13 protein-coding genes are annotated in these 20,036 nt (G+C 61.2%); 8 read left to right on the forward strand and 5 right to left on the reverse strand.

What is annotated here, in order from left to right:
* Positions 1-5 precede the first annotated feature (5 nt).
* The 5 genes from GR328_RS00980 (at position 6) to greA (ending at position 4,151) form a co-directional block, all read left to right on the forward strand.
* Entirely contained in the window at positions 6-764 is a 759-nt protein-coding gene (locus GR328_RS00980) for an ATP-binding cassette domain-containing protein (protein WP_160883002.1), read from the forward strand.
* Positions 757-1,482: an ABC transporter ATP-binding protein gene (locus GR328_RS00985; protein WP_160882667.1), complete on the forward strand. Its 726-nt coding sequence runs from the start codon at positions 757-759 to the stop codon at positions 1,480-1,482. Before GR328_RS00980 ends, GR328_RS00985 begins: the two co-directional genes overlap by 8 nt.
* Complete coding sequence (locus GR328_RS00990) at positions 1,479-2,504, forward strand: branched-chain amino acid ABC transporter permease (RefSeq protein WP_160882668.1); 1,026 nt, start codon at positions 1,479-1,481, stop codon at positions 2,502-2,504. The genes GR328_RS00985 and GR328_RS00990 overlap by 4 nt, the downstream gene beginning before the upstream one ends.
* Entirely contained in the window at positions 2,501-3,619 is a 1,119-nt protein-coding gene (locus GR328_RS00995; RefSeq protein ID WP_160882669.1) for a branched-chain amino acid ABC transporter permease, read from the forward strand. Before GR328_RS00990 ends, GR328_RS00995 begins: the two co-directional genes overlap by 4 nt.
* 64 nt (positions 3,620-3,683) lie before the next feature.
* Entirely contained in the window at positions 3,684-4,151 is a 468-nt protein-coding gene (greA, locus tag GR328_RS01000) for a transcription elongation factor GreA (protein WP_160882670.1), read from the forward strand.
* A 130-nt stretch (positions 4,152-4,281) separates the two neighbouring features.
* Here greA and GR328_RS01005 read toward each other — a convergent pair whose 3' ends face one another.
* The 3 genes from GR328_RS01005 to GR328_RS01015 all read right to left on the reverse strand — a co-directional run bounded on the left by GR328_RS01005 (position 4,282) and on the right by GR328_RS01015 (position 8,646).
* Complete coding sequence (locus GR328_RS01005; protein ID WP_160882671.1) at positions 4,282-4,509, reverse strand: hypothetical protein; 228 nt, start codon at positions 4,507-4,509, stop codon at positions 4,282-4,284.
* A 94-nt stretch (positions 4,510-4,603) separates the two neighbouring features.
* A complete protein-coding gene (gene mfd, locus GR328_RS01010; RefSeq protein WP_160882672.1) occupies positions 4,604-7,918 on the reverse strand; it encodes a transcription-repair coupling factor in 3,315 nt (1,104 codons plus the stop codon).
* A gap of 530 nt (positions 7,919-8,448) precedes the next feature.
* The gene (locus GR328_RS01015) at positions 8,449-8,646 is read right to left on the reverse strand and encodes a hypothetical protein (protein WP_160882673.1); all 198 of its coding nucleotides are present in this window, start codon (positions 8,644-8,646) and stop codon (positions 8,449-8,451) included.
* A gap of 336 nt (positions 8,647-8,982) precedes the next feature.
* Here GR328_RS01015 and GR328_RS01020 point away from each other — a divergent pair, with 336 nt between their 5' ends.
* Positions 8,983-10,410 (forward strand): protein adenylyltransferase SelO, encoded by a 1,428-nt coding sequence (locus GR328_RS01020; protein ID WP_160882674.1) that lies wholly within the window; start codon positions 8,983-8,985, stop codon positions 10,408-10,410.
* Between the two features lie 56 nt (positions 10,411-10,466).
* Here GR328_RS01020 and GR328_RS01025 read toward each other — a convergent pair whose 3' ends face one another.
* Positions 10,467-11,186 (reverse strand): LuxR C-terminal-related transcriptional regulator, encoded by a 720-nt coding sequence (locus GR328_RS01025; RefSeq protein WP_160882675.1) that lies wholly within the window; start codon positions 11,184-11,186, stop codon positions 10,467-10,469.
* A gap of 283 nt (positions 11,187-11,469) precedes the next feature.
* On the reverse strand, positions 11,470-12,999 hold the full coding sequence (gene glgA / locus GR328_RS01030) for a glycogen synthase GlgA (protein WP_160882676.1): 1,530 nt from the start codon (positions 12,997-12,999) through the stop codon (positions 11,470-11,472).
* A gap of 263 nt (positions 13,000-13,262) precedes the next feature.
* On the opposite strand from glgA, the gene treZ reads away from it, so the two are divergent.
* On the forward strand, positions 13,263-15,083 hold the full coding sequence (gene treZ, locus GR328_RS01035) for a malto-oligosyltrehalose trehalohydrolase (RefSeq protein WP_160882677.1): 1,821 nt from the start codon (positions 13,263-13,265) through the stop codon (positions 15,081-15,083).
* Positions 15,080-19,936 (forward strand): malto-oligosyltrehalose synthase, encoded by a 4,857-nt coding sequence (locus tag GR328_RS01040; protein ID WP_160882678.1) that lies wholly within the window; start codon positions 15,080-15,082, stop codon positions 19,934-19,936. Before treZ ends, GR328_RS01040 begins: the two co-directional genes overlap by 4 nt.
* Positions 19,937-20,036 lie beyond the last annotated feature (100 nt).

The following is a 20,036-nucleotide window of genomic DNA, read 5'->3' on the forward strand; positions in this document are numbered from 1 at the left end:
TCGCCATACCCGCGTTGGAGACGCGCGGACTCACCGTTCGCTTCGGCGGACATGTAGCCGTCGACAATGTGTCGTGCCGGTTCACCTCTGGCACGCTCACCACCATCGTCGGCCCGAACGGGGCCGGCAAGACCACCTATTTCAACCTCGTCTCCGGCCAGCTACGCGCCACATCGGGACAGGTCCTGGTGGAGGGGGAGGAGATCACGCTCCTTTCCCCCTCGGCCCGCGCTAAGCGTGGCCTCGGCCGGGCCTTTCAGATGACGAACCTCTTTCCGGATCTGACGGCGCTGGAGAACGTGCGTCTGGCGGTGCAGTGCCGCGCCGAGGCCGGATGGTCGTTGTTCAGGGTTTGGAGCGGCCGCCGGGATCTCATCGAGAAGGCGGAAGAGGTTCTCGAGCGCGTGCGCTTGAGTGACAAGCGCCACGTTCCGCCCAAAGCACTCTCCCACGGCGACCAGCGCAAGCTCGAGGTCGCACTCCTCATTGCAATGGAACCGAAGGTCTTCATGTTCGACGAGCCGACTGCCGGCATGAGCGTCGACGAGGTTCCGACCGTGCTGGAACTCATCCGGGACATCAAGCAGCGCAAAGATGCGACCGTGATTCTCGTGGAGCACAAGATGGACGTGGTCCGTTCGCTTTCCGATCGCATCATTGTGCTGCACAACGGTGCTCTCGTCGCCGATGGCGACCCGGCCCAGGTCATCGCCTCGCCCGTGGTGCAGGAGGCTTATCTCGGCGTGGGAGCGGCGAATGGCTGAGCCCCTGCTGCACCTCTCCGGCGTCCACACCCATATCGGCCCTTATCATATCCTTCACGGAGTGGATTTCGCCGCACCCGCAGGCCAGCTCACAATGCTGCTCGGCCGCAACGGCGCGGGCAAGACGACGACTCTGCGAACCATCATGGGCCTGTGGCAGGCTTCTTCAGGGACGATCCGCTTCGACGGCAACGACATCACGAAGAACGGCACACCGGATATCGCCTGCGCCGGCATCGGCTACGTGCCGGAGTCCATGGGTATCTTCGCGGGCCTCACCGTTCGTGAGAACATCGTTCTGGCCGCCCGGAGCGGCCCGGTGGACTCAGCCCGCCTCGATTGGATGCTCGGTCTCTTCCCTGCGCTGAGGCGCTTCTGGAACCTGCCTGCTGGCAATCTATCCGGAGGGCAGAAACAGATGCTCGCCATTGCGCGCGCCATCGCCGAACCGCGACGCCTTCTGCTCATCGACGAGCCGACCAAGGGCCTCGCTCCCGTGATGGTGCGCAGCATGATCGAGGCCTTCAAGGCCCTGAAGGAGGCTGGCGAGACGATCTTGCTGGTCGAACAGAATTTTCATGCCGCCTCGGTACTGGGCGACACTGTCATCGTGATGGATGACGGGCGTGTCGTGCATTCCGGCATCATGAGCGAACTCGTGGCGGACAAGAACCTGCAGCGGCGCCTGCTCGGCCTTTCCCTGGATACTCACCAATGACCGGCACGACCGTCGAACCTTCCGCACCATCCGAGCCGCTGCCGCGCACGAGGACGGACTGGCTGCCTCTCCTGCTCGTTCCGGCGCTCGCCCTCCTCGCTCTGCCCCTGGTCGGCAGCGGCTCCACCTGGGCGACGCTCACCGTCGCTGGTCTTGCCATGGGCATGATGATCTTCCTCATGGCATCCGGCCTCACGCTGGTCTTCGGCCTCATGGACATCATCAATTTCGGGCACGGAGTCTTCATCTCGCTCGGCGCTTACGCCAGCCTTCTCGTGCTGGGCCCGCTTGCCGGCTGGGCACAGTCGGATTCGGTGTGGCTGAACCTCGCTCTGCTCCTGTTCTGCATTCTGGCGGCCATGGGTGTTACCGGTACTGTCGGCGCAGTCTTCGAGCGCATCATCGTACGGCCGGTCTATGGCAGTCATCTCAAGCAGATCCTCGTCACCATGGGCGGGCTGATCGTGGCCGAACAGGCGATCCACGCGATCTGGGGCGCATCGCCCATTCCGATCCCCCTGCCCGCAACCCTGCGCGGCGCCCTCATCATCGGTGACGTGGTGATGGAGCGCTACCGCCTGGTGGCTGTCGGCATCGGCCTTGTCGTCTTTGTCGGAATGCAGCTTCTGCTCAACCGCACTCGCATCGGCCTTCTCATCCGCGCAGGCGTCGAGAATCCCGAGATGGTCGAGGCGCTGGGCTACCGGATCCGCCGCCTTTTCGTGAGCGTGTTCGTGGCGGGTTCCGCGCTCGCGGGTCTCGGCGGCGTCATGTGGGCCTTCTATCGCCAGACACTCACTGCAGGCATGGGCATGGAAGTGATGGTGCTGGTGTTCATCGTGATCATCATCGGTGGCCTCGGCTCGGTGGGCGGCTGCTTCGTCGGGTCGGTCCTGGTGGCGCTGGTTGCGAACTATGTCGGCTTCATCGAACCGAAGCTCGCCCTCATCTCGAACATCCTTGTGATGGCGCTGGTACTGATCTGGCGCCCGCAGGGCCTATTCCCGGTAGCGCGCCGATGAGCCGATCTCCTGCCTTTCCACTCTCTGCCGACGGCGGCCGCACGAGCGGCAGCCTACTGGCAGGCTTCCTGTCGTCGGACCTGCCCCGCTCGAAGGTGCTGACCGTCATCCTGCTCGCCATTCTGCTGGCGCTCGCGGCAACGCCGTTCCTGTTTTCCGGCAGCCTGCCGCTGAGCACGGCGGCGAAGATCTGCGTCTTCATCGTTTTGGTCGCGAGCTATGATCTTCTGCTCGGCTATACCGGCATCGTTTCCTTCGCTCATACCATGTTCTTCGGCATCGGTGGCTACGGCGTCGCAATTACCCTGGAACGGTTCGGAGCGACGTGGATCTCAATCGCCACCGGTCTCTTCGTGGCTCTGTTTCTATCGGCTCTTCTGGCCATTGCCATCGGCCTTCTGTCCTTGCGCGTACGTGCGATCTTCTTCTCCATGATCACTCTGGCGGTGGCCTCGGCCATGGCGGTCCTGGCCTCGCAACTTTCCACGATCACCGGCGGGGAGGACGGCCTGTCGTTTCAATTACCCGTAGAACTGCGCCCGGCCTTCAGGCTTCTGCCGGAGCCGGTACTCGGGGTAGCCATCAATGGACGCCTCATCGCCTATTATCTGTTGTTCTTCGTCGCGCTTCTCATGTTCCTTCTGCTCCTGCGCATCGTGAACTCACCGTTCGGGCGCGTGCTGCAGGCAATTCGCGAAAATGAATTCCGCGCTGAAGCCTTGGGCTACCGCGTAGTCGCCTATCGCACGATGGCTTCCGTCGTCTCGGCCCTTGCTGCAACGGTGGCGGGTGCCCTCATGGCCCTGTGGCTACGTTACAATGGGCCGGACACGACGCTTTCCTTCTCCATCATGATCGACATCCTGCTCATGGTGGTGATCGGCGGCATGGGAACGATGTACGGCTCGGTGATCGGCGCCACGCTCTTCCTCCTGGCGCAAAGCTATCTGCAAGTTCTCATGGACGCCGGGAGCAAGACACTCGCCGGTATTCCGGTGCTGCCGAACCTGATCCACCCCGATCGCTGGCTGCTCTGGCTCGGCGCCCTCTTCGTGATCAGCGTCTATGCCTTTCCGGGGGGCATTGTCGGGCGTCTCCGCCAGGCTGAGCAATAAAGTCGTAGAACGGGAAACCTCGCCTGTTTTCAGCGTTCTTTTCTAAAGACCGGAGGAAGCGCCTATGAGCCGTGCCTTTGTTCGCGAGACCGAAGGCGGAGAAGCCTTCGAGGATCTGCCAGACCGGACCTTGAGCCCCCATCACCTCGTCACCCCGTCGGGCCTGGCTCAGATGAATGCAGAGATCGAGACGCTGGAGCGCCGCCTCGAGGAAGCGAAAGCCACGGATGACAAGGCCGAGGTGGCACGCCTATCGCGCGACCTGCGGTACTGGTCGGCCCGGCGCGTCTCGGCCGAGGTGGTTCCTCCTCCCGCCGATACGGCCCACGTGCGCTTCGGCGCACGCGTCACCTTCGAGCGCAAGGATGGGCGGCTGCAGACCTACCGCATTGTCGGCGAGGATGAAGCGGATCCGACAAAGGGAATGATTTCTTATGTTTCGCCACTCGCGCAGGCCCTGATGGGCAAAGAAGTAGGTGACGTCATCCCTGTGGGCTCGACGACGGCGGAGATCACCGAGATCGCGATTTGAGGAACCGCGGTCTGACCCTGCGGGATCAGGCATGAGCCGGGCCGCTCGGAAAAGGGAACATCGGATCGATCCCAAACGTGCTCATCAACCTTAGAACCCGATGCTCTAGGCCGGATCACGGCCGAGCTGCTCAGACGTCTGCTCGCATTTGATCGACCACTGTCTGGCTCATGTAAGGGTGTCCAGCTTCGTTCAGGGCTCGGTCCAAAGCCTCGATTGCCGTCAGAACTTTCGACAGTTCCTCTGCCATCTCGACGGAGGGGAGCGGCGCTTCGGCGATCTGCCGCGCCATCTCCCGCCGCCGCTTCACAAGACTCTCACGGGCGGCATTCAGCTCATTGATTTCCTCGGAGGTCATGGGCTCCTCATTTCCTTGCATCGTACCAGAGTTAAGTCCGCTCGGCTGAATATGTTCGCAGACGAGCGGCAGCAGGGCGGGCTGGACGGAGCGCTCATGAGAGCCTGCTCAGCAGCTCCGCAATGGACTTCAGGCGCTCCTCGGCATTTTCAATAGAACGGTCAAGGATCAACCGCTCTCCGCTCCAGCGAAGCTCGCCTCTGGAAGCTTCCAGCATCTGCTCAATCGGGAGCCGCTCGGGAGCACCCGGACGAAAGCTCAGGGCTATGGCCTGCGGACCGGCATCGATGCGCGCGACGCCGGAACGAATGCAAAGCTGTTTGAGTTCCGCCAAGTCAATGAGGTTCTCCAAGGGTTGCGGCAAGGCTCCGAATCTGTCCTCGATTTCCGCCGAAAGATCATCCACGTTCAGAAGAGGGTCGAGCCGCGCGATCCGCACGTAAAGATTGATCCGTGTTTCCGGATCGGCGACGTAATCCTCCGGGATTCGTCCCGCGATACCGAGATTGAGCTCCGGCGACCACAGATCTTCGGCATTCTCGCCCCGGAGCGCGCGTTGCAGCAGTGATTGATAGAGATCGGATCCAATGAGCCGCACGTGTCCTGCCTGCTCCTGTCCCAGAAGAGAACCCGCGCCGCGTTGGTCGAGATCCTGCGCACTGATGGCGAAGCCAGCGCCGAGCCGATCCAAGGCTTCAAGGGTCCGCAATCGCTTCTCCGTCGCTTTCGGAAGCACCTGATCGGGATCCGTCAGAAGATAGGCGGCACCGCGAATGCGGCCTCGCCCGACGCGCCCCCGCAGTTGGTGAAGCTGCGCGAGGCCGAAGCGGTCGGCGCGCCAGACGAGCATGGTGTTGGCGCGAGGAACATCAAGCCCGCTTTCGATGATATTGGTGGAGAGCAGCACATCGCCCTCTCCATCGGCAAAGCGCACCATCGTCTCGTCGGTCTCGGCAGGTGGCATCTGGCCGTGCGCCACGATCAGTTCGAGCTCAGGCACGACCTTTCTCAACTCCTCCTGCATCGGCGCGATATCCTCTATCCTTGAACAGACCACGAAGCTCTGCCCGGCTCGCCGCTTCTCGCGCATCAGCGCTTCACGCACAGTGGCCGGGTCGAAGGGGGTCAGGAAAGTGCGAATCGGCTGGCGCCGCGCGGGCGGCATCGCGATGATGCTGATATCCTGCAAGCCGACGAGCGCCGATTGCAAGGTGCGTGGAATCGGCGTAGCCGTGAGCGTGAGTACGTGTCCGGCCTTCGCCAGCTCCCGCAGCTTCGCCTTGTGGGATGCCCCAAAGCGCTGCTCCTCATCGATGATCACGAGTCCGAGATCGCTGAACGCGATCCCCTTTCCGGCAAGCATGTGCGTTCCGACGACGATCCTGACGGAGCCGTCTGTCAATCCTTTCTTGACGGCACGCGCCTCTGCGGGGCTCACGAGACGCGAGAGATGCGCGACCTCCACACCCAAGCCGGCGAATCGTCGCCGGAAGGTCCGGAAATGCTGGCGCGAAAGAACAGTCGTAGGAGCGATGATGGCAACTTGTTTTCCGGAAAGCGCCACCGCTGCGGCCGCGCGCAATGCCACCTCCGTCTTACCGAAGCCTACATCGCCGCAGATGAGGCGATCCATGGGATGGCCGGAAGCGAGATCCTGAAGTACCTGCTCGATGGCGCGAGATTGGTCCGCGGTCTCGGAGAAAGCGAAGCGGGCGACAAAGCGCTCGTAGCTTCGGGCGGGCGGTCTGACTGGATCGAGCTCGACCGCATTTCTCCCAGCGATGAGCGCCTTCATCCGCGATGCGGTTTCCTGAAGATCAGCTTCGATTTTCCGGCGGCGAACAGTCCAGCCATCATCGTTTAGCCTATCAAGCCTGACAGGCTCGGGAGAAGCGCCGTAGCGCCAGACACGGTCCAACTCTGCCGTTGGAACCATAAGCGTTGCATTGTCCGCATAGCCCAGGCGGATAGCGTCCTCGCAGTGTCCGGCCTCGAGCGAAACCGTCTCGATCCCATCCAGCCGGCCAAGGCCGTGCTCGATGTGGACGATGATATCGCCGAGGTGGAAACTCGCATCGGCCAGCTGTGCGGCCGTCGACGAGGACGCAGCAAGATCCTCGCTATCCGCGCGGCTCCCGAGCAGATCGTAGGCTGTGATCACGACGATATTGGAGGACGCGTCGATGAAGCCGCCCTTGACATCGACCTTCATCATGAAGCTGCTCTGAGGCGGAGCCGAAACGATCTCCTCCCAGCTCTCCGCTTCGGCCAGCTCCAGCTTGAAGCCTTGCACCCTGCGGCGCAACCGGCCCCAATCTCGCGGCGTTGCCGCCAGCAGCACGATCTTTCGTTTCGCCCGCTCTTGTGCCCGAATGAATTGCTCCAGTACCTGCTCCGGCTTTGGAGCGCCTGCAAAGAAAGGCATAACGGCATCGTCATCCTCGGCTTCATGAATGACCGTGACACGCCGCCGATTCAGGAGAATTTGCCATTCCTCATCGAGAATGAAGAGTCTCTCGGGCGTCACCGCGCGTTCTGCATTCCTTCGTAGACTTGTACTGCTCTCGAAGGCGTCGGCGACTTGCTCCATCACGTCCTGACGCCGCTCCTCAGCCCGGCTTTCCAGCATGATTGCCGCATCGGGCCAGTAATCGAATACCGTCTCGAGCCGGTCATAATACTCCGGGAGGCGGTGCTCCACGCCGGCATAGCGCTCGAGACTGGAGCGATCATCGCTCGCCTCGGCCAACACCAGCTCCGATGCGGGATCCAAAACGAGACTGATGACCTCCTCCTCGCTCCGCTGGGACACAGGATCGTATCGACGGATGGCGAGGATGCTCGTGCCGTCGTGTTCTATGCGGTACGGCAGCGTGGAGTTAGCTGGGTAGATGTCGACGACCTGCCCATGAAAGGCTGCCTCCCCGGGCTCGTCAACCCGGTCGTCCAGTACATAGCCAGTTCGATGCAGAAAGCGCTCGAGTCCCTCCGGTACAAACTCACCATGCGTCTCGAGCGTCAGAGAGGCGCCCTGCCTTAAGGCTCGCGGCGGCACGCGTTGAACGGCGGCAGCCGGACTCGTGATCAACACGCACCGAGCCCTTTCGGAGTTCGCCATCTGCCGGAGTATCGACATTCTCTGCCCCATCACCTCGCGGGAGGGAGAGGCACTGTCGTAAGGCAGGCAGTCCCAGGGCGGCATAAGGAAGACGTGCAGATGCGGCGCCAATCCCCGGACGGCCTTCGCCAATAGCTCTGCCCTGCGCTGTCCCTGCGCTAGGTAGATCAGACCTTCCGCCCCGGTGCCGCGTGCCAGTTCAATCAAGCGTACCGCATGAAGTCCGACGGATGGCGCAAGGGACAGGTGATCGTGCCCTGGGTCCTGAGGACGAGCGGGCTTGGGGCGCATAGGGCTCTCTTGAGGCTTTCGTGGATGGAAGATGTTTCGAGTAGACCATCAACGCTGAGCGCCCCCGCCAGTTGCACCTATGGGCTTCGCCTTCGCAACAGTGCGCCGATCCGCGGGGCATCTGTCTCGGCTTTGTGCATTTCGAACAATATGTCCTGAATAACGTCGATAGAGGCGAAAGCCTGCGCGCGCGACGCCGCAATGGTCAGCGGATCGCGCATAGAAAATCGATCCGCGTCTCGCACCAGTTTCGTGCATCGTTCCTGTACAACCTGGCGAGCCTCCTTCAAGCGTGGCGTGGATTGAACGCTCCGCGCCAACTCATCGCAGACCATGAGGACGTCACGGGCTAGATCCTCACTCGAGTAAAGCCCTGAATAGGATCGGATCAAACTGCGAGCTCGGCTTAGGGAATGGCGAATCTCCTGCCGCAAGATGCTGTCGTCACGCATTGCACGTTTCCAAAAGACCTAACCCGCCGTCCGCCCGGTTAAACGCTGCTTCCGCTTAAGCCTTCAAGCCAGAAACCCTTAGCCCCGTCCTCCGACGACAGGCGTGGCTTTAACACGAATTATTTCCGGCGCAGGGGTTTCCTGCGCAGCGGTCACGGATCGGCCGAGGCCCGCCTTTTGAAAAAGGGGACCGGCTACGATCGCCGCAACAAAGGCAAAGGCGAACACGACCAAAGCAACACGCCCGTAAAGGGTAGCCAAATCCTTGGACACCATTCATCTCTCCCCGGACTGCTTCGCTCGAGGAATCATAGGAGTCGTCCCTGCTTTGGCCAAGCGGGTGACATTCATTTCCGCTTGCGGGCCGCCGCAGCGCCTCGGAGCCTCCGCTCCAAGCTTCGGAAAACGATGGCAATTTTAGAGATCCCGCCCGGTGAAATACTTTTCCACAGGATGGTTAATAAGTGATATAATCTCATATGATAAGACCATTATCCCATACTTTGTTGCCACCTGACTACGCTGAGCCCCACGGAAACTGCCGGAAGAAATTCGAGGGGATGAACATTCAGACACGAAGTGGATTGAACAGGACATACGGAATGCGAACCGATGCCTCTTTCTCCCTCCTACCGTGCTTCGACCGGCCATCAGGAGCTCGGGGCCGACTTCTACGATATCGTCATGCCTGCCCGCTTTCCTGCGCATCTCCTACGGCACCGGAATCGGCGGTGGGCCGCACGCACAGGTCTCGAGAGCCTGACGGAAGACGAGTGGGTGAGACATTTCGGCTTCTTCGAGCCGCTTCCCGGCAGTTTCCGGGAGCCCCTCGCACTCCGTTATCACGGGCACCAGTTCCGGACCTACAATCCTTATCTGGGCGACGGTCGCGGATTTCTTTTCGCGCAGTTGCACGACACCCGGGATGACCGATTGCTCGATCTCGGCACCAAGGGAAGCGGGCAAACACCCTGGTCGCGTCATGCCGACGGACGCCTGACACTGAAGGGCGGCGTCCGGGAGGTCCTGGCGGCGGAGATGCTGGAGGCGCTCGGCGTCAACACGTCGAAGTCGTTCAGCCTGGTCGAGACCGGGGAGGAACTCGAGAGAAGTGACGAGCCATCGCCGGCGCGCTCTTCGGTTCTCGTGCGCCTCAGTCATTCACACATCCGTATCGGAACGTTCCAGCGCCTACTCTATCTCGACGAGACCCGCAACATCAGCAAGCTGCTCGACCACACGATCATAACCTACCTGCCGGAGATCTGGCGCGATAGCGAGACGGAACGGGCAACCGCTTTTCTCGACGAGGTTTGCCGGCGGGTGGCGCGCATGGGCGCCCAATGGATGGCGGCAGGCTTTGTGCACGGAGTTCTCAATACGGACAACATCAACGTCATGGGCGAAAGCTTCGATTACGGTCCCTGGCGTTTTCTGCCGATCTACGATCCGGCTTTCACCGCTGCGTATTTTGATGAAACTGGGCTTTATGCTTTTGGACGCCAGCCTGACGCCCTGTTGTGGAATTTGTTCAGGCTTGCAGAGTGCTTTCTGCCGATTGCCGAGCAGAGCAGGCTGGAAGCATCGCTCGCCGCCTTCGAGCCAGTGCTGCATCGTGAGTTCGCCGCGGCGATCCTCCGCCGTCTCGGCCTTCGCCCCCGATCCCCTGAACAAAACGGAACGCTTGCCAGAAGCCTTTGGACATTCCTGCTCAGCACGAAGGCGCCGTTCGAACAGACCTTCTTCGACTGGTTCGGCGGCTTGCGCAGCATTGAGCGTGCGCGACGCAGCCCTTCTTCCTCACTCTATTCAGATGCCGCCTTTCAACCTTTCCGTACCGCTCTCGAGGAGTTCGAACCGTTGGCTGAAGCCGCGCTGGACCACGCCTATTTCGCAAGAGAGAGGCCCTGTACGATGCTGATCGACGAGGTCGAAGGACTTTGGGAGTCGATCGCGAGCCGGGACGACTGGTCTGCGTTCAGTGCCAAACTTGCAGAGACCGAGATGATGGCTGAGGCCTATGGCTTGCGTGATACGTGAAGGTGCACGCCGCTGGAGTCATCACCGCGCGCCCTGACCGAGCGCCGGACAGTAAGCTAGACGCCGCTCATCAAATTGCGCTTGCGGTTCGGATACGGACGCGCTCCGGCGACGGCCGCTGCCGCACGGTTATTGACACCGAAGTAGCGGAAGATCGCAGCCATATGGATTTTGACGGTTCCCTCACCCAGTCCGAGGGCCTGGGCGATCTCCTTGTTCGTCTTGCCTTGCACGAGCAGATCCAACACATCCTGCTGGCGCGGCGTCAACGGACTACCGGATGGGGCCTCCGCCGCAATCGCCCTGTCCCTGCTTTCACTGGATTGCCGGCTCTCATCGTCTGACTTTTCAGCGGTTTCCGCTGAGATATCCGCCAAGCTGGGAGGAACGTAAATTCCACCGTCGAAGATTAGCTTGAGAGCTGCGGTCATCGCCTCGGCACTCAGGCTTTTGAGCATGTAGCCGTGCACACCTGCCTCAAGAGCCAAGAGGATGTTGCGCCGGTTGCCGGTTGTGGAAACGACGGCAATTCTTGTCTGCGGAAAGCATTCGCGCACCGTACGCAGATTGGTTGGCGTTCTTACGCCCGGCGTGGAAAGACTGAACAAGGCAAGCGCGACATTCGGATACTCGCCCAATTGTTCCAAAGCGCCATCCAAAGAACCGGCTTCGATGATGCGAGAGCAGTCGAATTGCCGCTCGAGGATTGCCCCCACTGCCATGCGAAAATACGCATCATCATCGACAATCAAGCCGACGCGCGGAGGCGCACTCATGGAATTCCCCTTCAAGACACCCGCTCGATAGAAAAGGCAAAGAACAAATGCAACTCAGAAGAGCCCCACTGACCAACGTTCCGCAACTCCGGAGCATACCTGAATTATATATTGTAATCATGTTAATATTCGGTATCCGCGGTCGCTGCTGCCTACCGCCGAAAGGACTCGGCGGAATGGCCCATGCACGCTCGAGCCCGCGAGCGCAGCGCGGATCCACGATTCCGTGCTGCTGAACAGGAGCGAACTGGCTAATTTGCCGGCCTCTGCAGGGGCTGGAGGATCAGTTGCAGGCTGCGGTGTGGCAGGCGCGCTCGTAGACCTTTCTGTACTTGGAAGCCGAGCTTTCCCATCCATGGGGCCGCTGCATCGCGGCTTTTCGCATGGCCGAGAGGCGCGATCTTGAGCGGAACGTCTCAAGTCCCCGTTTGATCGCATCCATGAAGCGGTAGAGACATGGCTCTCCGAAGAGGAACCCGTTGACTCCGTCCTCAATAGTATCCGCAAGCCCCCCCGTCTTGTGGGCAATCGGCAGAGACCCGAAGCGCTGCGCATACATCTGACTCAGACCGCAGGGCTCGAACCGGGAGGGCATGAGGAGGAAGTCGCTGCCGGCATACATACGGCGCGCAGCCCCTTCGTCGTAGCCGATCCTCACGCCCACTGATCCGGGATGCCGCTCCGCCAGAGCCCGAAGTTCGGCTTCGAACCGGGCCTCGCCCTGCCCGATGACGGCGATCTGGCCACCTTGCGACACGATCGTTTCAGCGGCCGAAATAGCAAGATCGACGCCTTTCTGGTGAACAAGGCGCGATACGACAGCAAACAAGGGACCATTGGAAAAGGCAAGCCCAAAGCTCTTGCGCACGTTGTTCGCGTTCGCGCGCTTACCCCGGAAGTTTTCGGCGGAGAAACGACTGACCAAGTAAGGGTCCTTGCTTGGATCCCAGCTCGGATCGATGCCATTGATAATACCGTCGAGGCGGCCTTGGTGAGCCCTTGTCCTCAGAAGGCCATCAAGCCCGCAGCCGAATTCCGGTCGCGTGATTTCCTGGGCATAAGTCGCGCTTACGGTCGTGATATGAGAGGAATAGAAAATTCCCGCCTTTAGGAAGGAAAGCTTACCGTGGAACTCGACACCGTTGATGTTAAATGCGTCATCGGGAATTCCGAGGCAAGGCAAGCGATCACGATCGAAGATTCCCTGATAGGCAAGGTTATGAATGGTCAGAATGGTCGGGATATGCTGCCCTCGCCATGTGAGATAGGCCGCAGCCAGACCCGAGGGCCAATCGTTGAGATGCAGGAGGTCTGCTCTCCAAAGAGGATCTCCGCCCCCGCAGGCGATATCAGCCGCCGCCAAGCCTAGACGTGCGAAGCGGATGTCGTTGTCGCTCCAGTCCCTGCCGAAGGCATCGACATAGGGAGAGCCGTCCCGCTCGTACAACTCCGGGCACAGGAGCACGTAGACGGTCAATCCGTCCCTTGTCAGACCACGGCCAAGTCCGCAACCCGGAATCCCGAACGAAGCCGGCAGACGCGCAATCTCCTCGATCGCCCCGATCTGGGAAAGAACCTGCCGGTAGCCCGGAATGAGGATGCGGACGTCATAATGCTGCCGTAAAGCGCGTGGCAAGGCGGCAGAGACCTCCCCGAGACCTCCCGCCTTGATGTAATCGGCGATCTCAGATGTCACGAAAAGAATGGACTGTCTGCGGGTGACCGAAATCGAGGATTGACGATTCTGGCGCAGATCGGCATGTGCCACTGCCGCGAAAGCCGCGCCAGCTTCCGAGTGAAATGCTTCCAACATGTTGTCACGAGGGCGCGCTCCCCATTGACCTCCCGCGCCCAAAGCAGGTCGCGCTTTTAACGCATTCCCCCTCCGGAAAGTTCCGCAAGGAATTCGACTATTTTTTGCTACTCCGGCTGGCTGGCGGCACGGTTTATCTTGGAGACTGAATTCGCAGCATGGATGTTCGGCCCCACCCACAAGCTCGACTGCCATTTTTGCTGGCCTTGGGAACATTGCACAGCGAAGCTCGTTCGCAAGTGCCCCGTACTTTTGGAGAACTCATGCGGCGAAGTCACTTGATGCCTTTTGGGGCAGAAATCGTCAACGAAGGCGTGCGTTTCTCTCTCTGGGCTCCGACGGCCCGTGAGGTCAAGCTCGTGCTGGACGAGGCAGAGCACCCCCTCGAGCGGCAGGACGATGGCTGGTACCGGATCATCTCGCCCGGCGCCCGGAGCGGTAGCCGCTATGGCTACAGGATCGACGGCGCCCTCACGGTGCCGGACCCTGCCTCGCGCTTCCAACCAGACGATGTGCACGGCTTGAGCGTTGTCGTGAACCCGAATGCTTACGAATGGTCAGATGCCTCGTGGGTCGGGCGACCGTGGGAGGAAACCGTTCTCTACGAGGTGCACGTTGGCACTGCGACTCCGGAGGGCACGTTCGCCGGCCTTATGGGTAAACTCGAAACCCTCCGCGATACCGGCATCACGGCGGTTGAGCTGATGCCGATCGCGGAATTCCCGGGCCGCCGGAACTGGGGCTACGATGGCGTCCTCCCCTATGCGCCCGATGCTTCCTACGGCAGCCCGGAGGATCTGAAGCGGCTGATCGACCGCGCACACGAACTCGGCCTGATGATGTTCCTCGACGTGGTCTACAACCACTTCGGACCATCCGGGAATTATCTCCACACCTATGCCGAATCCTTTTTCACTGACCGGCACCCGACACCATGGGGTGCCGGTATCAATGTGGATGGCGAGGGGAGCCATATTGTCCGCGACTTCTTCGTTCACAATGCACTCTACTGGTTGGAGGAATACCACTTCGACGGCCTGCGCTTCGACGCCGTTCATGCCATCGTCGACGACAGCAAGCCTCATTTTCTCGAGGAGCTTGCCACGCGCATCCGCCAAGCTGCTCCCGAGCGCCACATCCATCTCGTGCTGGAGAACGAAGCCAACCAGGCGCGCTGGCTCGAACGCGGCACCGACCGAAAGCCGCGCCTGCACACGGCGCAATGGGCCGACGACATCCACAATTCCTGGCATGCTTTGCTGACTGGCGAGAATGAAGGGTATTACGAAGATTACGCTGACCAGCCGCTCAAACGCCTGAGCCGCGCGCTCGCGGAAGGTTTCACATATCAGGGCGACCCATCCTCCCACCGGCCCGGCGTCATTCGTGGCGAGCCGTCCGCTCACCTGCCCCCAACGGCCTTCGTATCATTCCTCCAGAACCACGATCAGATTGGCAACCGGGCCTTCGGCGAGCGCCTCGCCCATCTCATTCCTCCGGAGCGTCTTGCGCTAGCGCAGGCCGTCTTCCTCCTCTCGCCTCATATTCCGTTGATCTTCATGGGTGAGGAATGGTCGGCATCCTCGCCCTTCCAGTTCTTCGTCGATTTTGAGGCGGAGCCCGATCTCGCCGAGGCTGTGCGTGAGGGTCGACGGGGCGAGTTCAAACATTTCAAGGCCTTTGCCGATCCCGCGACGGCGCAGCGCATTCCCGACCCCACGGATAGGGCGACGTTCGAACGCTCCAGGATCGATTGGGCCGAGCCGGAGCGCTCGCCGCACCGCGAAGCACTTCAGGAAACGAAGCGGCTGCTGTTGCTGAGGCGAGACGAGATACTGCCTCTTGTCATGAGCGGATACCAAGGCTCCCGGCACCTGATTCCGCAGGAGAACGCCCTTGACGTGACCTGGATTTTCAGAGGTGGAACGCTCCGCGTGCTAGCGAACTTCGGAGACCGCCCCCTGTCGGCTGACGTCGGCGGAAAGGCGCACGTGGTCTGGTCGAACGCTGATCCCACATTGGTGGATGGACGCGTTAGGCTCGCAGCGTGGAAAGGGATCGTCGCCAGAGAGGCGTCCGCATGAGTAAGTTCGAGGCTATCCTGGAGCGCATGGCCGAATTGGTCGGCCTTTCGCCGGATTATGCGGATGCCTTCGGGCGAAGCATCAAGACCAGCCCGGAAACCCGCAACGCCATTCTCGCGGCTCTAGACCTCGGCACCGCCTCCGAAGGGGAAGCCAGGGAAAGTCTTTCGCGTCTGGAAAAGCTGAAAACCGGCCTCATTCCGGGCGTCATTCCGATTCCGTCAGACCGCCCGGCGAATGTAACGTTGCGCGCGAAGACAGGGCCGCTCAACTGGACGATCATCGAAGAGAACGGCGCAACGCATGAAGGGAGATCGGCCGGTGGAGAGACCGCGCTGAAGCTTCCTGCTCTGCCCATGGGCTACCATCGTCTCGCGCTCGGCGCTTTCGAGGCCACGCTCGTCGCCGCTCCCGAAAGCTGCTGGCGACCTGAAGCGCTGAAGGGCCAAAACCGGCTCTGGGGTATGGCCGCCCAGATCTATTCCCTCCGCTCTGGGCGGGACCTCGGCATCGGCGACTTCTCGGATGTCGCCCTCCTGGCGGAGAAGGTCGGTGCTTTGGGCGGGGCCTTCCTGGGTCTCAGCCCAGTCCATGCCCTTTTTTCCGCCGACCGTACGAAGATCTCACCCTACTCACCCTCATCGCGGCTTTTTCTGGAAGCACTCTACATCGACCCTACCGCCGTAGAAGGCTTCGCCGGGAGCGACGCTGAAAGGTTTCTCGACAGGCCCGATGTTCGGGAGCGCTTGTCGCATCTCCAAAGCGCTCAATTCGTCGATTATGCGCAAGTATGGTCGATCAAACGCACCGCTCTCGACGCTCTGTGGAGGCACTTTCGAATATCCGGCGAGCAATCAGCCTTCGAAACCTTCCGTCGCGACGGCGGGCAGGCTCTCGAGGCGCACGCCACCTTCGAGGCTCTCTCGGAACATTTCCGTGAGCAAGGGTGCACATGGATCGGGGAATGGCCAGAGGCCTACCGGGATATCCGAACTGCAGAGGTCAGTCGCTTCCGTTCGGAGCATGAGGAGCGCATCGCGTTTCATGTCTGGCTGCAATGGCTCGCCGACCGGCAACTGGCGCAAGCCGCGGAATGCGCGCAGTCCGCCGGACTAACGATAGGCCTTTACCGCGATCTCGCCGTCGGCGCCGATGGCGGCGGCTCGGAAATCTGGGCAACACCGGAGCGGTTCGCTCCCGGGCTTGCTATCGGCGCACCTCCCGATCCTTTGGGCCCGCAAGGCCAGAACTGGGGCCTGCCCCCTTTCAATCCTCTCACGCTGGAGGAGCAGGGCTTGGCAGCCTTCCGAGATCTGGTAGCGGCGAACATGCGGCATGCAGGCGCAATCCGCATCGATCACGCTTTCCAGCTTCAGCGCCTCTTTCTTATTCCTTCGGGAGCGCCGGCCTCGCAGGGCGCCTATGTCGATTATCCATTCGAGGCGATGCTCGCGGTTCTGCGCATCGAGAGCCATCGCGCACGTTGCCTCGTCATCGCGGAGGATCTCGGAACCGCCCCGAAAGGGTTCTCTGACGCCATCATGACGTCCGGCGTGCTCAGCTATCGTGTCCTTCCCTTCGAGCGCGACGGCTCGTCGTTCAAGAGACCCGACGAGTATCCACGCTCGGCGCTCGCCGTTCTTACGACCCATGATCTCCCGACATTCCGTGGCTGGTGGCGGGGGCTGGACATCGATCTGCGCCAGACACTCGGTGTGTTCGATCCGGTAACCGCCGCCGAGGAGCATGCGGCCAGAGAGGTGGACAAGCGATCTTTTGCAACGGCTCTCCATGAGCAAGGCCTGCTGCCTACTGCCGAGAGGCCGCGTGAACCGCCTCTTGAGGAAGCGGTGCGTTATCTCGCCCGCACCGCGTGCGCTCTCACGGCCTTGCAGGTCGAGGATGCCGCCGGTGAGCTGAATCAGCCCAACATGCCGGGGATGGATGCGGGCCACCCCAACTGGCGCAGGCGTCTTTCCAAAACGATCGAGTCAATGGCGGCTCCCGGGAGCCTGATGGCGAAATTGGCCGTCGCCGTGACGGAAGAGGGCCGGCATGGTCATGCCCCCAGGAACAGCCTCGCCTCTCCTCCGCCCCGCGCCACTTACCGGCTCCAGTTCCACAAGGATTTCACCTTCGACGACGCCGTCAAGATCGTGCCGTACTTGGCGAGGCTCGGCATCAGTCACGTCTACTCGTCTCCTATTCACATGGCGAGTCCTGGCTCTACGCATGGCTACGACATTGCGGACCATTCCACGATCAATCCTGAACTGGGAGGGGAAGAAGGATTTCGCCGCCTCTCGGATACCTTGACGGCGCACGGCCTGAAACTTCTGCTGGACATCGTCCCCAACCATATGGGCGTTGGCGGCCAGACGAATGGATGGTGGCTGTCCGTTCTCGAATGGGGGCGGTTATCGCCGGTTGCAAATGCCTTCGACATCGACTGGGAGCGGCCCGGCGCACAAGGCAAACTCATCATTCCCGTTCTAGGGAGTCTTTATGGCGAGGCTCTGGAAAACGGCGAGCTGCAGGTGAGGTTCGATGAGGAGGATGGGAGCTTCAGTGTCTGGCACTGGGAGCATCGGCTCCCGATCTGCCCGACGTCGTATCCCCTCGTGCTCGACTTGGCCCTGGCGGCATTCGACGATGGAGTGAAAGCGGGGGAACTGCTCGCGCTGACGGAGCGCCTGCGCATCTTGGGTGAACGGGCGGTGTCGGATGATCCTTCCGGGCTGCCGGAATCTGGACAAGCCTTGAAGCGGCAATTAGCGAACCTCATCGCCACTCACCCCTCGGCCCGGAAAGCCCTCGACCGTGCGCTGGCGATGATCAATGGCACGAAAGGCGAACCCGAGAGCTTCAACACGTTGCACCGCCTCATCGAGGCCCAGGCCTACAGGCCAGCCTATTGGCGGGTCGCATCGAGCGACATCAACTATCGCCGCTTCTTCGACATCAACAATCTAGCGGGCCTGCGCGTGGAGATCCCAGAGATCTTCGAGCGCACGCATGACCTGATCGTCCGACTGGCGAACGAAGGACGGGTTCACGGCCTGCGGATCGATCATATCGATGGCCTTGCGGATCCCGAGGGCTATGCCCGCGCTCTGCAGAGAAAGGTTGGGCCCGGTTTCTACGTCGTAGTCGAGAAGATTCTAGAGCCGGGCGAGAGGCTTCGGGCGTGGCCTGTCGCTGGAACGACCGGATACGATGTCCTCAACCTGATCGACGGCGTCCTCGTCAATGAGGCGGCGGGCGAGTCCTTCGAGCGCATCTACCGGGAGGCCTCGGGCATCTCCGATGATTATGACGACCTGCTGAAGCAGGCGAAGATCGACATCACCCAAGCCAACTTCGCCAGTGAACTCGAGACCCTGGTTACGGACATCAAGGCGATAGCGGACTCGAGCCGTCGCACGCGGGATTACACAACCTATGCGCTTCGCAGGGCCATGGTGGAGATCATCGCGACGTTCCCGGTCTATCGCAGCTATCTCGGCGGCGGCGAGCCCGCCCCTGCGGATGCCGAGCTGATCGAAAACACCATTGATTTGGCCAAGCGATCCAGCGACCTGCCCGACACGAGCGTGCACGACTTTGTTGCAGACGCTCTTCTCGGGAAGGCGGACACGGCGGAAGCTGCAGATATCCGCCGCTTCCGCCGGCGCTTTCAGCAGCTGACCGGGCCTGTCATGGCCAAGAGCCTGGAGGACACCCTGTTCTACCGTTATGGCCGCCTCATCGCCTTGAACGAAGTCGGGGGAGACCCGGGTCATTTCGGCGTTCCGCTTCAGGCCTTTCACCAAGGCAACGCCGACAGAGCACACGACTGGCCTCATACCATGATCGCCACGGCCACTCATGACACGAAGCGCGGCGAGGATGCCCGTGGCCGCCTGATCGTGCTTTCCGAGATGCCGGAGGCATGGGAGGAAGCACTGAAAGTCTGGCGCGAAACCATTTCTCCATATCTTTCGGACGTGAATGGCGCGCCTGCTCCGGATGCCAACGATCAGGTGATCCTGCTCCAGTCTCTTCTCGGCTCCTGGCCGCTGGAGCTTCTCGACGAGCACGACAGTCGATATCTCAACCCCTTTCATGACCGCATGAAGGGATATCTCACGAAGGCACTCCGTGAAGCGAAACGAAGAACGAGCTGGATCGCCCCCGACGAGGATTATGAGCAAGCAGCGCTCCATCTTCTGCAAGCCGTACTCGATCCGAAGAACAACATTCTCGAACCCTTCCGGCCCCTTGCACGGCGCCTGTCGGTCCTCGGCATGCTCAACGGACTCTCCCGCACCATTCTGAAGATGACATTGCCGGGCGTGCCTGACATCTACCAGGGAACGGAGTTCTGGGACCTCTCTCTTGTCGATCCGGACAACCGGCGCGCTGTGGAATACGGAGCAAGGGCGAAGGCCCTGAATGATGAAATTCCTCCCGAGGCGTTGCTGGCCCGTTGGCCGGATGGCCGCATCAAACAGCGCGTGATCGCGCGCCTCTTGCAGGACCGCGCCGACGCTCCCGCGCTCTATGGCTACGGCGATTATCGTCCCCTGCCGGTTCAAGGCGGACGAGCCTCCCATCTGATCGCGTTCCAGAGGCAACATGGGGAAGACAGGCTCGCCGTGATTGTCCCACGCTTCTGGAGCAGCCTTGTCGGGACGGACCACTTGCAGATCGACCCGGCGGTCTGGCAGGATACAAGCGTATCCCTGCCCGTGGGCGGCTGGCGGAATGTGATAACGGGCCTGCCCGTCGAGGCTGGTCCTGGAAGGCTCGCCCCAGGCGAGATCCTGACGTCATTTCCTTTTGCCGTTCTCAGGCTCGCGGGGAAGAGGTGAGCCCGCGAAGGTGAGCTGCCTCCTCTTCATCTCCCCGTCTGGTCACATATTTTAGCCGCCCCATAATGGATCTCTCACGAAGCAGGGACGCTGCCGAACA

It is taken from the genome of Microvirga makkahensis (assembly GCF_009830105.1).
Taxonomy (GTDB): Bacteria; Pseudomonadota; Alphaproteobacteria; order Rhizobiales; family Beijerinckiaceae; genus Microvirga; species Microvirga makkahensis.

Bases quoted from the DNA above. Each gene is read 5' to 3' on its own strand.
- GR328_RS01025 (WP_160882675.1), bottom strand. From the start codon at position 11,186: ATGAGTGCGCCTCCGCGCGTCGGCTTGATTGTCGATGATGATGCGTAT.
- mfd (WP_160882672.1), bottom strand. From the start codon at position 7,918: ATGCGCCCCAAGCCCGCTCGTCCTCAGGACCCAGGGCACGATCACCTG.
- GR328_RS01020 (WP_160882674.1), top strand. From the start codon at position 8,983: ATGCCTCTTTCTCCCTCCTACCGTGCTTCGACCGGCCATCAGGAGCTC.
- GR328_RS00985 (WP_160882667.1), top strand. From the start codon at position 757: ATGGCTGAGCCCCTGCTGCACCTCTCCGGCGTCCACACCCATATCGGC.
- treZ (WP_160882677.1), top strand. From the start codon at position 13,263: ATGCGGCGAAGTCACTTGATGCCTTTTGGGGCAGAAATCGTCAACGAA.
- GR328_RS01015 (WP_160882673.1), bottom strand. From the start codon at position 8,646: ATGGTGTCCAAGGATTTGGCTACCCTTTACGGGCGTGTTGCTTTGGTC.
- GR328_RS01040 (WP_160882678.1), top strand. From the start codon at position 15,080: ATGAGTAAGTTCGAGGCTATCCTGGAGCGCATGGCCGAATTGGTCGGC.
- GR328_RS00990 (WP_160882668.1), top strand. From the start codon at position 1,479: ATGACCGGCACGACCGTCGAACCTTCCGCACCATCCGAGCCGCTGCCG.
- glgA (WP_160882676.1), bottom strand. From the start codon at position 12,999: ATGTTGGAAGCATTTCACTCGGAAGCTGGCGCGGCTTTCGCGGCAGTG.
- greA (WP_160882670.1), top strand. From the start codon at position 3,684: ATGAGCCGTGCCTTTGTTCGCGAGACCGAAGGCGGAGAAGCCTTCGAG.
- GR328_RS01005 (WP_160882671.1), bottom strand. From the start codon at position 4,509: ATGACCTCCGAGGAAATCAATGAGCTGAATGCCGCCCGTGAGAGTCTT.
- GR328_RS00995 (WP_160882669.1), top strand. From the start codon at position 2,501: ATGAGCCGATCTCCTGCCTTTCCACTCTCTGCCGACGGCGGCCGCACG.